Annotated in this window: 18 protein-coding genes; 10 read left to right on the top strand and 8 right to left on the bottom strand. The window is 67.4% G+C overall.

The window, feature by feature from the left end; all coding sequences use genetic code 11:
- Positions 1 to 65: 65 nt before the first annotated feature.
- Both ACZK3J_RS02135 and ACZK3J_RS02130 read left to right on the top strand, forming a co-directional pair.
- Complete coding sequence (locus ACZK3J_RS02135; protein WP_478476361.1) at positions 66 to 965, top strand: LysR family transcriptional regulator; 900 nt, start codon at positions 66 to 68, stop codon at positions 963 to 965.
- A 225-nt stretch (positions 966 to 1,190) separates the two neighbouring features.
- Positions 1,191 to 2,798: an ABC-F family ATP-binding cassette domain-containing protein gene (locus ACZK3J_RS02130; protein WP_478476360.1), complete on the top strand. Its 1,608-nt coding sequence runs from the start codon at positions 1,191 to 1,193 to the stop codon at positions 2,796 to 2,798.
- A 104-nt stretch (positions 2,799 to 2,902) separates the two neighbouring features.
- Here the strand turns inward: ACZK3J_RS02130 and ACZK3J_RS02125 are convergent, their stop codons facing one another.
- Positions 2,903 to 4,228 carry a GTP-binding protein gene (locus ACZK3J_RS02125; protein ID WP_088435672.1) on the bottom strand — a complete coding sequence of 442 codons (1,326 nt, stop codon included), beginning with the start codon at positions 4,226 to 4,228 and terminating at the stop codon, positions 2,903 to 2,905.
- A gap of 69 nt (positions 4,229 to 4,297) precedes the next feature.
- On the opposite strand from ACZK3J_RS02125, the gene ACZK3J_RS02120 reads away from it, so the two are divergent.
- Complete coding sequence (locus ACZK3J_RS02120) at positions 4,298 to 4,672, top strand: MerC domain-containing protein (RefSeq protein WP_049448807.1); 375 nt, start codon at positions 4,298 to 4,300, stop codon at positions 4,670 to 4,672.
- A gap of 95 nt (positions 4,673 to 4,767) precedes the next feature.
- Here the strand turns inward: ACZK3J_RS02120 and ACZK3J_RS02115 are convergent, their stop codons facing one another.
- Positions 4,768 to 5,052, bottom strand: coding sequence for a metal-sensing transcriptional repressor (locus tag ACZK3J_RS02115; RefSeq protein ID WP_049448809.1), 285 nt, complete (start codon positions 5,050 to 5,052; stop codon positions 4,768 to 4,770).
- Positions 5,053 to 5,100: 48 nt separating this feature from the next.
- Here ACZK3J_RS02115 and dmeF point away from each other — a divergent pair, with 48 nt between their 5' ends.
- Positions 5,101 to 6,075, top strand: coding sequence for a CDF family Co(II)/Ni(II) efflux transporter DmeF (gene dmeF / locus ACZK3J_RS02110; RefSeq protein WP_049448812.1), 975 nt, complete (start codon positions 5,101 to 5,103; stop codon positions 6,073 to 6,075).
- Between the two features lie 88 nt (positions 6,076 to 6,163).
- On the opposite strand, the gene ACZK3J_RS02105 is transcribed toward dmeF, so the two are convergent.
- The gene (locus ACZK3J_RS02105; protein ID WP_012478993.1) at positions 6,164 to 6,448 is read right to left on the bottom strand and encodes a hypothetical protein; all 285 of its coding nucleotides are present in this window, start codon (positions 6,446 to 6,448) and stop codon (positions 6,164 to 6,166) included.
- A gap of 90 nt (positions 6,449 to 6,538) precedes the next feature.
- Between ACZK3J_RS02105 and ACZK3J_RS02100 the strand changes: the two genes are divergently transcribed.
- The 3 genes from ACZK3J_RS02100 to ACZK3J_RS02090 all read left to right on the top strand — a co-directional run bounded on the left by ACZK3J_RS02100 (position 6,539) and on the right by ACZK3J_RS02090 (position 8,318).
- Complete coding sequence (locus ACZK3J_RS02100) at positions 6,539 to 6,955, top strand: hypothetical protein (protein WP_049448813.1); 417 nt, start codon at positions 6,539 to 6,541, stop codon at positions 6,953 to 6,955.
- Positions 6,956 to 7,024: 69 nt separating this feature from the next.
- A complete protein-coding gene (locus ACZK3J_RS02095; protein ID WP_446832356.1) occupies positions 7,025 to 7,348 on the top strand; it encodes a hypothetical protein in 324 nt (107 codons plus the stop codon).
- 127 nt (positions 7,349 to 7,475) lie between these two features.
- Positions 7,476 to 8,318, top strand: a complete 843-nt coding sequence (locus tag ACZK3J_RS02090) for a class I SAM-dependent methyltransferase (protein WP_049448817.1) — start codon at positions 7,476 to 7,478, stop codon at positions 8,316 to 8,318.
- Positions 8,319 to 8,321: 3 nt separating this feature from the next.
- Here ACZK3J_RS02090 and ACZK3J_RS02085 read toward each other — a convergent pair whose 3' ends face one another.
- The gene (locus ACZK3J_RS02085; RefSeq protein ID WP_478476359.1) at positions 8,322 to 9,290 is read right to left on the bottom strand and encodes a polysaccharide deacetylase family protein; all 969 of its coding nucleotides are present in this window, start codon (positions 9,288 to 9,290) and stop codon (positions 8,322 to 8,324) included.
- Between the two features lie 70 nt (positions 9,291 to 9,360).
- Complete coding sequence (locus tag ACZK3J_RS02080) at positions 9,361 to 10,020, bottom strand: hypothetical protein (protein WP_043033956.1); 660 nt, start codon at positions 10,018 to 10,020, stop codon at positions 9,361 to 9,363.
- 133 nt (positions 10,021 to 10,153) lie between these two features.
- Between ACZK3J_RS02080 and ACZK3J_RS02075 the strand changes: the two genes are divergently transcribed.
- Entirely contained in the window at positions 10,154 to 10,834 is a 681-nt protein-coding gene (locus ACZK3J_RS02075) for a hypothetical protein (protein ID WP_164222367.1), read from the top strand.
- 91 nt (positions 10,835 to 10,925) lie between these two features.
- Here ACZK3J_RS02075 and ACZK3J_RS02070 read toward each other — a convergent pair whose 3' ends face one another.
- Complete coding sequence (locus ACZK3J_RS02070) at positions 10,926 to 11,099, bottom strand: hypothetical protein (RefSeq protein WP_005412082.1); 174 nt, start codon at positions 11,097 to 11,099, stop codon at positions 10,926 to 10,928.
- 9 nt (positions 11,100 to 11,108) lie between these two features.
- Positions 11,109 to 11,921: an alpha/beta fold hydrolase gene (locus ACZK3J_RS02065; protein ID WP_099604895.1), complete on the bottom strand. Its 813-nt coding sequence runs from the start codon at positions 11,919 to 11,921 to the stop codon at positions 11,109 to 11,111.
- Between the two features lie 227 nt (positions 11,922 to 12,148).
- Here ACZK3J_RS02065 and ACZK3J_RS02060 point away from each other — a divergent pair, with 227 nt between their 5' ends.
- Together ACZK3J_RS02060 and ACZK3J_RS02055 are read left to right on the top strand one after the other, a co-directional pair.
- On the top strand, positions 12,149 to 12,628 hold the full coding sequence (locus tag ACZK3J_RS02060; RefSeq protein ID WP_049448825.1) for a DUF4440 domain-containing protein: 480 nt from the start codon (positions 12,149 to 12,151) through the stop codon (positions 12,626 to 12,628).
- Positions 12,629 to 12,704: 76 nt separating this feature from the next.
- Positions 12,705 to 13,097, top strand: coding sequence for an XVIPCD domain-containing protein (locus tag ACZK3J_RS02055; protein WP_049448862.1), 393 nt, complete (start codon positions 12,705 to 12,707; stop codon positions 13,095 to 13,097).
- Between the two features lie 66 nt (positions 13,098 to 13,163).
- Here ACZK3J_RS02055 and ACZK3J_RS02050 read toward each other — a convergent pair whose 3' ends face one another.
- A complete protein-coding gene (locus ACZK3J_RS02050; RefSeq protein WP_478476358.1) occupies positions 13,164 to 14,309 on the bottom strand; it encodes a YncE family protein in 1,146 nt (381 codons plus the stop codon).
- Positions 14,310 to 14,469 lie beyond the last annotated feature (160 nt).

Here is a 14,469-nt window from a genome sequence, read left to right as displayed (position 1 = left end):
CGATGGCGGAGCCGTCCACTACGGCCGCGCCGACCTACCCTGCCGCTTTCGTTGCCCACACGCCCATGTCAGTCCTGGACAACCTCGCCAACCTGCAGACCTTCGTGCACGCGGCCGATACCCGCAGCTTCGTCGACACCGGGCGCCTGCAGGGCATCTCGGCCTCGGCTGCCGGCAAATGCGTTGCCCGCCTGGAGCATGCGCTGGGCGTGCGCCTGTTCCACCGCAGCACGCGCAGCATCACCCTCACCGCCGAAGGCCAGCTGTTCCTGGCGCGTTGCCGGCGCATCCTCGACGAGCGCGATGCCGCACGCACCGAGCTGGCACAGCCGCACGCCACGCCTCGCGGCACGCTGCGCATCGGCCTGCCGTTGGTGGGCGACCTGACCCTGCCGCTGATGGCCGAGTTCATGGCGGCCTATCCCGATATCCGCCTCGACCTCGATTTCAGCGATCGGCTGGTCGACGTCATCGAGGAAGGATTCGATGCCGTGCTGCGCGTCGGCGAGCCCAGCGACTCACGCATGAACGCACGACGCCTGGGCGTGTTCCCACGCCGCATCGTCGCCTCGCCGGCGTACCTGCAGCGGCGCGGCACGCCGCGCACACCGGCTGATCTGATGCAGCACACGCTGCTGCACTATCGCTTCCCCAGTACCGGCAAGCTGGAACTGTGGCCTGTCCACTGGCCCGACCATGAAACTCCGCAGGAGCTGCCGGTGCACATGGTGGCCAACACCATCGAAGCGCGGGTAGCGCTGGCACTGCGCGATATCGGCCTGGCGTTCGTGCCCGTGCACTCGGTGCGCGATGCACTGGCCGACGGCCGCCTGGTTACCGTGCTGGACGAGCACGTGCACTCCTGCGGCATCTTCCACCTGCTGTGGCCCTCCGGCCGCCACGTGCTTCCGAAGCTGCGGGTGTTCATCGACTTCGTCAGCGCGCGCCTGGAAACCGTGCCGTAGGAGATCGATCCACCCCATGCCCGGCCCACAGTAGTTCCACGCCATGCGTGGATGCCTTTGTAGAGTCGCGCCATCAAACCATTCAGCCAGCCCCGCTATACTGGCCGCTCATTCCTCCCAGAGGCTCGCGACCAATGCGCCATTGATGCCGCCGTCTTCCCACCAGACGGCCTGACTCTTCCCGCCCCTGCGCGCAGGGGAGAACCCGGCATCCATGGAGGTCGCATGACCCCGCATTCCCTCACGCTCGATCGCGTGTCGTATCGATTGGCCGACGGCCGCCCGCTGTTTTCCGATCTGACGTTTTCCTTCGAACCGGTCGCCACCGGCCTGGTCGGTGCCAATGGCGCCGGCAAGAGCGTGCTCGCACGCCTGCTGGTCGGACGGTTGCTGCCCGACACTGGCCAGGTGCGCGGCAGTGGCCGCGTGTTCCTGTTGCCGACGCCCGGCTATCCGCCCGCCGGCACGGTCGGTGAACTGGCCGGCGTCGGCGCGGAACTGGCTGCACTGCAACGCATCGAAGCCGGCAGCGTGGACGAGGCCGACTTCGCCTGCGTCGGCGACCGCTGGGATCTGCGCGAACGCCTGCAGCAGCAATGGCAGGCGCTTCGACTGCCCGACGATCTCGATCCCGCCCAGCCGGCCGCGCGCCTCAGTGGTGGCCAGGCCATGCAGGTCGCGCTGTCCGGTGCCTTGGCCAGCGGTGCCGATTGGCTGATCCTGGACGAACCCAGCAACCACCTCGATGCACGCCATCGCCAACAGCTGTACGAGCAGTTGCAGCAGTGGCGCGGTGGCCTGCTGGTGATCAGTCATGATCGCGAGCTGCTGGCGCACATGCAGCAGATCGTCGAACTCGATGGGCGCGGGCTGCATCGTTACGGCGGACCGTGGCAGCACTATGCCGATGCGCGCGCCGCCGAGCGCGAAGCTGCCGCCGCCCAGCTCGATCATGCGCGCGCCCAGCACCGCCAGCAGCAACGCAGCGCGCGCGAACAGCACGAACGGCAACAACAACGCCAGGCGCGTGGCAACCGCGATGCGAAGCAGGCCAACCAGGCCCCGATCCTGCTCGGCCGGCAGAAGCAGCGCGCCGAGGCCAGCCACGGCCGCGCACAACAGGTGCAGGCCGAACGCCTGCAGGCCAGCGCAGAGCATCTGCGCGCAGCGGCATCGGCGGTGCACGCGGCGCCGGAACTGGCACTGTTCGCCGGTGCGGGTGACCGTGGCAGCATGCGCCTGCTACAGGCCGAGGCGCTGGTGCTGCCACATGGCTGCAGTGCACCGTTGCAGCTGGAGATCCGCCGCGGCCAGCGCATCGCCGTGGTCGGTGACAACGGCAGCGGCAAATCGACCCTGCTGCGTGTGCTGGCCGGCCAGCTGCCTGCACGCAGTGGCGCCGTGCAACGGCATGCGCCACTGGCCCTGCTCGACCAGCAGCTGCTGGGGCTGTCCGGCGAGCGCAGCATCCTCGACACCGTGCAGGCCGCCAACCCGGGCGCGGACCCAGGCGAGCTGCGCACGCGGCTGGCCCTGCTCGGGCTGGATGCACAGCGCATCCAGCGGGCAGCCCACAGCCTCAGCGATGGCGAACGCGTGAAAGGTGCGCTGGCCAGCGTGCTGTACGCCGATCCCGCGCCCCAGCTGTTGCTGTTGGACGAACCCGGCAATGCGCTGGATCTGAGCGCATTGCAGGCATTGGAGGAACTGCTTGCGGCGTGGCCGGGCGCGCTGGTGATGGTGAGCCACGACCGGCACCTGCTGCAGGCATTGCGACCGACGCAGGTGTTGCAGGTCACCGCCAACCACTGGCAATGGCGCGACAGTCCGTAGAGTCAAGCCATGCTCGACTCCGCCATGCATCCATCCACGCATGACGTATCGACCAGGGGTAGTGCCGGCCGCTGGCCGGCAACCCATGGATCCTCAATGCACCGTCAACGCTTCCACACCGGGAACGCCTGCGGCAACTGCTGCCACAGCAATGGCCCCGCACGCAGCTCCTGGTCGTTGAGCAGGCACGCATCCAACTCCGCACGCACCGCGCGCTCATCCATGTGCACGCCAATCACCACCAGTTCCTGGCGACGGTCGCCCCACAAGGGATGCCACAGCCGTTGCATCGCCGCGTGCGCGGCCGAATCCGGGAATTCTTCCGGCCCCGGCGGCGGCGCGCTCCAGCAGTCGGCCTGCTGCCGCGCCCATCCCAGGTCGCTGTAAGGCAGCGGTGTCGGCGGCAACAGCGGTGTGGTGTCCTCGATGCCCGCACGCACGCGATCGCGCGCGGCGTACCAGAAGCCCGCCGCCTGCGTCCGCGTCGCGGCACCCACGGTGTTCAGCTCACCCACCCAGTCCATGCGGTTGGCCAGCCAGAACCAGCCTTTGCTGCGGATCACGCCGGGCATGCCGGACTGCAGCGCGCGGGCGAAGCGCGCCGGGTGGAACGGACGTCGCGAGCGGTAGACGAAGCTGCCGATGCCGTACTCCTCGGTTTCCGGTGTGTGCTCGCCCCGCAGTTCCTTCACCCAGCCCGGCGCACGTTGCGCACGCTCCATGTCGAAGCGGCCAGTATCCAGCAGCTCGGCCAGCGGCACATCGCCGAAGCTGGACAGCAGCAGCTTCGCGTCGCGGTTCAGGCCACGCAACACGGCCAGCGTGTCCTGCAACGCTTCGTCATCCACCTGGTCCACCTTGCTGACCACGATCACGTCGGCGAACTCGACCTGCTCGCATAGCAGGTCAACCACACCTCGATCATCCTCCGGGCCGGCCTGTTGGCCGCGCTCGGCCAGTCGCGACGTCGAGCCGAAGTCGGCAAGGAACGCGCTGCCGTCGACCACCGTCACCATCGTGTCCAGCCGCGCGATATCACTCAGGCTGAAGCCATGTTCGTCGCGCACCGCGAAGGTGGCCGCCACCGGCATCGGCTCGCCGATGCCCGTGGATTCGATCAGCAGATAGTCATAGCGACCGGCATCGGCCAGGCGCCGCACTTCCTGCAGCAGGTCGTCGCGCAGCGTGCAGCAGATGCAGCCGTTGCTGAATTCCACCAGCGTCTCTTCGGTGCGGCGCAGCTCGGCGCCACCTTCGCGCACCAGCTGCGCATCGATGTTGACCTCGCTCATGTCGTTGACGATGACCGCCACGCGCAGGCCCTCGCGGTTGCGCAGGATCTGGTTGAGCAGGGTGGTCTTGCCGGCCCCCAGGAAGCCGGACAGCACGGTGACCGGCAGGCGACGGTCGGCGCGGGAAACAGTGTTCATGTCGGAGCGGGTTGGCTGCGGAACGGAAATGTTACTGTATAACAATTGTTGCGCAAGGAACCTCCCCCGATGAAGTCGCCTTCTGCCGCCCTGCTTGATGCCGGCGCGGTCGCCCTGTCCAGCCTGTGCCTGCTGCATTGCCTGGCGCTGCCCCTGCTGGCCGCCGCGCTTCCCCTGTTCGGCACCTGGGCCGAGGCGGAATGGGTGCACCTGCTGTTCGTGGCCATCGCCCTGCCACTGACCGGCTACGCGCTATGGCGCGCCGAGCGCCGTCACCCGCTGCCGGTGCTGGCCTGGGCCGCCGCTGGCGTCGGTCTGGGCCTGTTGCTGGCCGGCGCGCTTGCGCTGCCCTCACATGACTGGGAAACGCCGATGACGGTCACCGGCAGCCTGCTGCTGGCCGCAACGCATATCTGGAACGCGCGGCACCGGCACGCGGGGTAGAGTCGACTGTTAGTCGACTGCTCTTCGCTCGGGCTGCATAGAACCCCGCGCTTCGCGCGATAGTCGACTAACAGTCGACTCTACCGCCCCCCGGCCTATTTGCCGTAGCGGCGCAGCAGCTCCACCAGCACTTCGGCCTCGTCCGCCCGCTGCTGCGGGTCATCGGCACCCACCACGTGTTCCTGCAGGTGCTCGTGCAGCAGCTCCATCAGCAGGCTGTGGGCGGCGCCGCGCACGGCGGCAACCTGCACCAGCACGTCCGCACAGTCGCCGGCTTCACCCTCGGGCTGGTCCAGCGCCTGCTCCAACGCCGCCACCTGGCCCGCCATGCGGCGCACCCGGGTCAGCAGCTGCTTTCGATTCCTGTGTACATGCGCCATGGCCGGATCATATACCCTATGGGGGTATCCACTCCAGCTCCCGCCACCATGCACTTGGACGCCCTCGCCGCCGCCCGTCGCCACGAACACCGCTTCGACGACGGCAACCCGCTGGCCGAACGCAATACCCGCCGCGCCCTGTGGCTGACCGTCGGCATGATGCTGGTGGAGATCGTCGGCGGCTGGTGGTTCAACTCCATGGCCGTGCTCGCCGACGGCTGGCACATGAGTTCGCACGCGCTGGCGCTGGGCCTGGCGGTGTTCGCCTACCGCTGCGCGCGCCGCTACGCGCACGACCCGCGCTTCGCCTTCGGCACCTGGAAGATCGAGATCCTGGCCGGCTACACCAGCGCCATCGCCCTGCTCGGCGTCGCCGCGCTGATGGCCGTGCAGTCACTGCAGCGGCTGTGGGTACCGGCGCCGATCCACTACAACGAAGCCATCGCCATCGCTGCGGTCGGCCTGGGCGTGAACCTGCTCTGCGCATGGTGGCTGCACGACAGCCCGGGCCACGCGCATCACCACCACGGGCATGACCATGGCGATCATCACGGGCATGACCACCAACACCACGATCACGGCCATGCGCACGGTCACGACCTCAATCTGCGCTCGGCCTACGTGCACGTGCTGGCCGACGCCGCCACCTCGGTGCTGGCCATCGTCGCCCTGCTCGGCGGCAAGCTGCTGGGCCTGACCTGGCTGGACCCGGTGATGGGCCTGGTCGGCGCCGTGCTGGTGACGGTGTGGGCGGTGGGCCTGCTGCGCGACAGTGGCCGCATCCTGCTCGACGCGCAGATGGACGCACCGGTGGTGGCCGAAGTTCGCGAAGTGATCGAACAGGGCCCCTGGCCGGCGCGCCTGGCCGACCTGCACGTCTGGCAGGTCGGTCGCGGCAAGTACGCGGTCAGCGCCAGTGTGGTTACCAGCGACGCCCGTCTGGATGCCGATACCGTGCGCAATGCACTGGCGATCCATGAAGAGCTGGTGCATGTCACCGTGGAAATCCACCGCAGCACCTGACCCGCATCCGGTAGTGCCGGCCGCTGGCCGGCAACCTCATGGGCTTCGGAAACAATCCAGCGTTGCCGGCCAGCGGCCGGCACTACCGCTAGAGCTTCAACATCATCCGCAGCAGGTACATCAGCAGCGGTAGCGCACTCAGCACCGCACCACCGATGCCGATCCACGGCCAGCGCTCGCCGCGCACGCGCGAGGCCACCGCCAGGCCGCAGCCCACCAGTGCCGCGCCCAGCACGCCCACGCCCAATCCCGCAGCCATGCCATTGCCGCCTGCGGCCACCGCCGCCTGCGCCGCCAATGTGCCGGCTCCCCAACCCACAGCGATCCCCAGCCAACTGGCCATGCCGCACCACGGTGCCTTGCCCTGCGCCATCCGAAAACCCCTTTGTTCTTGCCGAATTTCTGTACGGGCGACGCCCGAGTGCCGCCTACACTAGCCGCACCTGCCCTGTAGGGACATCCCATGCGCATGCTTCGCCTGCTGCTGCCCGGTGCCGTCCTGCTGCTCACCGCCTGCAGTGGCGATGCCGGGCTTCCTTTCAGCGCCGATCCGTTGCAGGGCTGCTTCGCCACCGGCGCGCGCAAACCGGCCGACTTCCGCATCGACAAGGAAGGCGGCCAGTACTTCGTCTCCTTCAGCCGCGGCGACCAGTGGCAGCGCGAGCCGAATGCCCTGCATAAGGCCACCCGCAGCGAGATCAGCCGCTACTTCCGCGATGACGCCGAGCAGATCGACAGCGCGTTGATCCGCATGGCGGGCGGCTTCGGCATCTTCCACTTCAACAAGGACGCGACGTTGAAGGGCAAGGCCAGCGATAGTGACTACATGGCGTTGATGCTGATCGGTGCTGGGCCGGTGTATGCGGTGAAGTGCCCGTAAGAGGCAATGATTCTGATGGCGGCTCAGGGCACTATGGGCGCATCCTGTCTTCTTTGAGGAGCGATGCCAATGCTGCTGTTTCTGCTGCTTGCGGTAAGCGCGCCGAAGACCGAGGGGGCCTATGACGAAGTCCGGCAGCTGCCCGATGGCCAGACCCTGGTCATGCGCACCCTGGACTGGGATCTCGGTGATGGTCGCCACGAACGCGTTACCGTGCATTGGCTGCTGCAGGAAGACGGCAGCCTGCGCTACGACTTTGATCGGCAGCCACCGGAAACCCAGGACGTCCATCGTCGGTCGTGCGCGCTGCAGGGCATGCAGCCCTCACGCGGCGTCAACATGATTTCAGGAGAAGGAGCCACGCACGGCTTCAGCTGCACCAGCCAGCGGTAGCGCCGAGCCCACGCTCGGCTCCACCCGTCTACATCCACGCATGGCGTGGATCTACTGCAGCGGCCACACGTGGCCCCGGCAACAGCTGCGGTACCATGCCCTCCCCCGAACCGCCCCGGTACCCGCCGTGCCCCATTACACCGGCCCCCTGCTGACCCGCGACAGCGCCGATACCCTGCGCCGTGCCCATGACAAGGGCGCTGCCGACTGGCAGGGCTCGCTCGACCTCGGCCGCAGCGAGGACAGCGTGGTGCTGGATGCCGACGGCTTCCGCTTCCGTGACCAGCCCTACCCGTGGCCGGGCAAGCTGAAGGACCGCACGCTGTACTACTGGGACGGCGAGGACTTCGCCCCGATCTCGCGCTACAGCGGCTCGCTGATCAAGCTGGTGCCGACCGAATGGGGCGCACCGACCTTCGAGATCGACGGCATCAAGATGCTGCCGACCTCCAAGCTGTCACCGTTCGAGGACGCGCGCCGCAAGGTCGAGCTGGTCGCCCCGGCCGGCAAGGTCATCCTCGATACCTGCGGTGGCCTGGGCTACTTCGCCGCCTGCGCGCTGGAGGCCGGCGTCGGCCAGATCCGCTCGTTCGAGAAGAATGCCGACGTGATGTGGCTGCGCACGCTCAACCCGTGGTCGCCGGATCCGGACTCGGCTGCGGCCGGTGGCCGGCTGCAGTTCAGCCACGGCGATGTCTCGCAGCAGATCGAACAGGTGGCCAGCAACAGCGTCGACGCGATCCTGCACGACCCGCCGCGCTTCGGCATCGCCGGCGAACTGTACTCGCAGGTGTTCTACGACCACCTCGCCCGCGTCATCCGCAAGGGCGGGCGCCTGTTCCACTACACCGGCGCGCCGAACAAGCTGACCAGCGGCCGCGACGTGCCGCGTGAAGTGGCCAAGCGCCTGGAAAAGGCGGGGTTCAAGGCCGAACTGGCGCTTGACGGCGTGCTGGCCGTCAAGCGCTGAGCCTCATTCCGAGTCCACCTTCGCCAGCTTCATCACCCACTTCGGCACTTCCGGTTCACCGGCGTAGAAGTCCTTCGGCTTCTTCTCCGCCATCGCCCAGCGGTGCAGCCAGCTCGGGCCGTAGCGACCGCTGTAGCCCTCGGCGCCCCGCGCATAGGCCGGGTCATGCATCGCTTCGTCCAGCGAAATGAAGCGATAGCCGCGCCGCTTCGTCGCCGCCACCAGTTCGGCGAACGTGGCTGCATTGAGTTCGTTCGCATGCATCAGCCAGACCTGCGGCAGCGCGTAGCCCAGCAGCGCCTGGGACTGCTTCTCGTAGTAGTCCAGCTTGTTCAGCATGTACGGCACATAGCCCTTGCGCAGCTGCGCCAGCGTCGCCTCGCGCGCCGGGGAATCCGGCTGCTCGTTCATCACGTTGGCATAAGCGAACGCCCACACCCACTCGCCGTTGTCGACCGTCACCGGTGCCACGCGGTAGCCATGCTGCTTGAAGAACACGTCCATCTCCGCGCGTTCTTCCGGCGTGCGCCCGGCACGCAGATAGGGGTGACGCATCCACTGCGGCTTCAGCCCGCGCTCGGCCAGCAACGGCCGCAGCACCGTCTCGCCACGCAGGAAATCCTGCTGGAACGCCGGCACGCCCTTGGCGTTCAGGTCCATGTGCGAGTAGGTATGGTTGCCCAGCACATAGCCGGCCTCCAGCCAGTCGCGCAGCATCTGCACCCGCGCCGGCTGCACCTGCCCTTCGATCTCAAGCTTGTTCTCGTTGACGAAGCCAACTACCGGCACACCCGCCTGGTGCAGCTGCGCCATCAGCGCTTCATGCCGCGCCTGAAGATCCGGCGGAACGATCTCGTCCACCCGCGCCCAGGGCAGGTCGTCGATGGTCACCGCGATCCGGCGATCCACTTCAGCGGCGTGTACCGCCAACGAACACAGCAGCAATGGCACAGCACGCAGCAACCAACGCATCAGCACATCCTTGCAGGAGCGAAGCGCAGACTGTAGCGCGATTGCGGGCGCGTGGTCGGTCACACACCCGTTATGGGCTGGGCGACTGCACCTGACGTTCGCGCACGATCGCCCGCCACAGCATGAATCCTGCAGCCATTGCCACCAGCATCAACGCGACCAGCACCAGGGCAAGGTCATCGGGATTGCGCAGCAGCGGCGCATGCTCATGGGTGAGGATCTCGAACACCACCTGCTGCGCCTGTGCCAGCGGTAGCCGGCCCTGCTCGCCCAGTTCCACCAGGCACGCCGCTGGGGACAGCTTGGCCACGCTGGTCCACGCCATGTCGTACAGGTGCAATGCCCTGAGCGCCAGCGCCAGGATCGCGGCGTGCAGGGCCATCACCCCCCAGTTGGCGCGTCGCAGGCGTTCGGACAGACGCCCCAGACGGTAGACGCTGATCGACATCGCGCCCAGCAACGCCAGTACCACGCCTGCCATCGGAATCCACTGCAACGGTTGCCATGGTGCAAGCGCAGCGGACCGCGCCAGCAGCTGTTCTGCGACCTGCATGCGCGCGACAGGATCAGGCCCACCGCATGCGTCATCCACCGGCTCCAGCAGCAATCCCACGCGGTAGTGGAAGAAGCCGGCTGCAAGGGCTACCGCCAGCAGCGCCACGACCTGCAGTGCCAGCAGAATCGGGCCAGGACCACAGATACGACAGAAGCGGGCAGCAGCAGAGACCATCGGTTCATCCGTGACAACAAAGGACCATCCTAACCAAGCGCCCTGTGCTTGTCGGCTGGCGGATACGACAACCGCCGCGTGGTCCCGGTAGGATGTGGATGAGCATGGATGGTCGCATGTAGAGGTGTTGTGGATGGTCACGCTGTATCTGTGGGTGCGAACGCTGCTTCCGCTGCTGGCGTTCGTGATCGCGTGGATGCTGCTGTCGCGCCTGATCAAGGCCCGCGTGGCGCGCCTTCCACGGGTGCCCTTGAACCTGCCCGAGCACAGCAGCAGCCCGCGCAGGAAGGACCGGCGCATCTACGCGCGCAAGCTGCGGCGCAGACCGGGCCTGCGCACCGCAACGCGCCCGGCCACCGCGCCGCGCAGCTGGAACCTCGCGGCGGTGTTCGTTTCGTTCTCTGCGTTGATTGCCGCCGTGCTGGTCATGCCGGATGGCGCGCGCTTCCAGGTGCTGGTCGAGAGCCTTACGGGCTACCCGGCCACGATTGCTGAAGTACATGTTCCCGCTGCCGGGCAGCCCCTCGTGCTGCAGGCGTGGCAGCCCGCACTGGCGCAGCTGTCACGGCCGGTAACAATGCGCTACCCGATCGGGCGCACCGGCGGCCAGCATGACGCGTACGCCACGCTGCCGGTACAGGTGAGGCATCAGAGTGATCGGCTGCAGGTGGCTACGGCCGCGCCGGTGGATTCCGAGCTGTTGCGTGCAGAGCTTGCGCGCTTGGCGGGGCTGCCGACGGAGGCAATCACTGTCCGCCAGAGCGAGATCTCACCGTGGCTGGAACCCGGCTGGACGCCGCTGGACGGCATATAGATGCCGGACCAGGCCAGGCTGCTGTTGCAGTAGATCCACGCCATGCGTGGATGGGCACCGTGCGGGGTCGAACACGGCTCGACTCTACAGATCAGGATCCGCGCGGCAGCTTCGCGGCCCACATGTTGTCCACCAGATTCGGATAACGCCGCCCATTCTCTTCCGCCCGCTGCCGCGCCGCCTCTTTCTGCGCAGGCGACAGCGGCTGCGAGGTCTGGCCCTTGGGGTTGGGCTTCTTCCACGGGGGTGTCTTGGTCTGGCGCATGGCCGCAGCTTACCGCTTCAGGAAGTTCAGCAGCGCCAGATTGAAGCGGTCCGCATGGCTGGTATTGCACCCATGTGGTGCGCCTTCCAGGATCACCACTTCGCTGCCCGGAATGGCCCGGTGCGTGCGCTGGCCCGAGCCTTCAAACGGCACGATGGCATCGCTGTCACCGTGCAGGATCAGGGTTGGCACTGTGATCTTCTTCAGATCGTCGCGGAAGTCGGTAGTGGCAAACGCCTGCATGCAACCCAGCGCCGCCGTCTGGTCGGATTGATGGCAAAGCGCGATTGCGGCCTGGCGCTCATCCTCGGTTACCATCAGCTTGCCATTGGCACTGAAGAAATCGCGGGTGAAGCCATCGAAGAACGCCTCGCGATCCTTCTCCAGACCGCTACGCATTTCGTCGGCCTTGTCCTGTGTGAGCGGACCTTCCGGGTTGTCCTCGCCGCGCAGCAGATACGGCGGCACCGCTGCTGCAAACACCACGCTGTGCAGGCGCTCCTGCCCGTGATTGGCCACATACCGCGCCACCTCACCGCCGCCCATCGAGAAACCGACCAGGGTCACGTCGCGCAGGTCACGTTCCTCGATCACCCCGGCCAGATCCGCCGCCAGCGTGTCGTAGTCGTAGCCCTCGGCGGGCTTGTCGGAACGGCCGAAGCCGCGCCGGTCGTAGCTGATCACCCGGTGTTGGGCGTCGCGGAGGATCGACACCTGCGTCTTCCATGCATCGGCGGACAGCGGCCAACCGTGAATCAGAATGACCGGGCGGCCGTCGCCACCGGTGTCTTCAACGTGCAGGCGGATGCGGGAAGCAGGCATGGAACCTCCTGTGGAAGGGGAGGATTTCAGGCTACGGGCCGGCCCCTATCGCGACCGTGATGGAATCGCCGGTTGCCATGACATCCCCTGCACAGACGGCAGCCCTGGCGCTGGAGCCGAGCCGCCAATGCGGGCATTCACTCCGTGGAAGGGCCGTTTCGTCGGACGCCGGCTGCAGCGCCCCGAACGCCATGCGAGCCTGCGTGAACCCTCCCTGGAGACTCGCCATGCTGCTGCTCACCCTGCCCCTGCTGGCCGCCGGCCTCGCCGCCGCCCCCGCGCCCTCCGATGACCTGCGCGGGCAGATCCGCCAGGCCGACACCCAGCTGTTTGCCGCCGCCTTCGAGGCCTGCGATGCCGACAAGGCCGCCGCGATGACCACCCAGGACATGGAGTTCTTCCATGACAAGGATGGCAAGTCGGCCAGCAGCCGCGAAGACTTCCGCCGCAGCGTGGCCACCATGTGCAGCAATGCGCGCAAGGGCGGCTGGAGCCTGCGCCGCGAGCGGGTGGAGCCTTCGTTGCAGGTGTTCCCGCTACACGAGGAGCGGGCGCTGGAGATCGGCGACCACCGCTTCCATGAACGCGGCAAGGACGGCGTGGAGCGCTGGGTGGGCCAGGCCCGCTTCATCCAAGTCTGGCGTCGCGTGGACGGGCGCTGGTTGGCCGAGCGGGTGATCAGCTACGACCATCGGCCGGCAGACTGACCCCTCGGGCGCGCTTCACGGGTCGGATCTATACTTGGGGGGTTCACCCACGACCCACCGCTACCGTTCGATGGCCATGGCAGAGATCACCCCCAACCACCCCGACTACGGCCTCAACCAGCAGATCCGCCAGGGCGTGGCCGCACTGGATGCCCAGCACGGCCGTGCGTTCGACCAGACCAGCGAACGCCTCACCGCCAGCCTGACCGTGCTGGCCCGCGAGCAGGGCCTGCAGCAGGTCGACCACGTGCTGGTCAGCAACGCCACGGCCAATCATCCGGCCGGGCACAACGTCTTCGTCGTGCAGGGCGACCCGGCCAATCCGGCGCACCTGCGCGCGATGATGCCGACGGCTATGGCGGCGCAGACGCCGGTGGAGCAATCGATGCAGAAGCTGGGGCTGGGTGTGCAGCCGCAGGTCGAGGTGCAGGCGCAGGAAATGCAGAATCCTGCGCCGCGGATGGGATAAGCGCTGCAGCTTGAAAAGGGGGCAGCGCATCGCGGCCTGCCCCCGCGTCTACAGCCTGGGCACCGCTTACAGCTGGATGCGCGCGACGCTCTCGTCAGCGCCCTTGTCATCCTTCTCGCCGTTCTTGATGCTCACGAACAGCACGTTGTTCTTCGCATCCAGCGCCAGGCTGTTCGGGTGGGTCGGCACCTTGTAGGTCGCCACCTTCTGGTAGGTGTCACTGTTGTACGCCGTCACCGTACCCGCTTCGCGATTGGTCACGTACAGGCGCTTGCGCGGTGCATCCAGCAGGATGCCCAGCGGGCCGGCACCGGTCGGGATGCTGGCCAGTTCCTTGCCGGTACTGCGGTCCAGCACCAGCACGCGCTGGCCCGGATGCTTGCTGACCAGGCCGCTGCTCTTGGCCTGGTAGCCACGCAGGAATTCCGAGCCCTGGTCGGTCACGAACAGGCGCTTGCCGGCCGGGTCCAGCGCGATGTTCATCGGCTGCTCGGCGGCGATCCTGTGCTGCGCCACCACCTTGTTCGAATCGGTGCCCACCACCACCAGGTCGGCCAGCAGGTTGCTGGTGTAGACGCGCTTGTTGGCCGCATCCAGTGCGAGGCCCGGCGCCTTGGCATTGCCCAGGCCGTCGATGGTGTTGATCACCTTCAGCGTGGTGGTATCGATCACGAACAGCACGCTGCTCACGTCCGGCTGGCTGCTGTGGCCGGTCACGTACAGGCGGTTGGCCACGCTGTCGACCACCAGCTCGCGCAGGTCGTGGGTGTAGGCGGCCTTGCCGTCCTTGCCGGTTTTTTTCTCCATCAACTGGATGGTGCCGACGGCCTTGTTCTGTGCGGTGTCGACCACGGTCACCGACAGGTCCACGGTGTTGCCCACGTACAGGCGGTTGTGGGCGTCATCCAGCACCACGCCGAACGCCTTGCGCTCCAGCGGGATGCGGGTTTCCACGGCCAGCGTGGTCGGGTTCAGGCGCAGCACCTGGGCCGGGTCGGCGTCATCGCCGAAGCCGCCGGAGGAGGCCACGAACACGGCGTTCTGCTTCGGGCTGTAGGCCAGCTCGTACAGGCCCTTGGCCACGGCCTGGCGCTGCACGGCAGTGGTGGCGCTGGCGGCGGGTGCGTTGTCGGCGAACGCGGAGGGCGCGCCGAGGCTGAGCGAAACGGCAACGGCCAGCGCGGCCGAGCGGAAAAGAGGATTACGGAACATGCGAGCGTCCTTGAATGGGCACGGGAAGGTGTCCTGGCTCGCTGGGCCGTACTGCGACGGCCCGACCTGCATCTGTCTGCGCAGGGTGGGCTGGCTGGGGTTGCCGGGGAATGGTAGCAGGTGGGGGGCGTGGCGTGCGCCGGCGCGCGCATGGCAGGCG

The organism is Stenotrophomonas sp. 86428_Sma (assembly GCF_056481585.1).
This window is presented reverse-complemented; position numbering and strand designations above follow the sequence as displayed.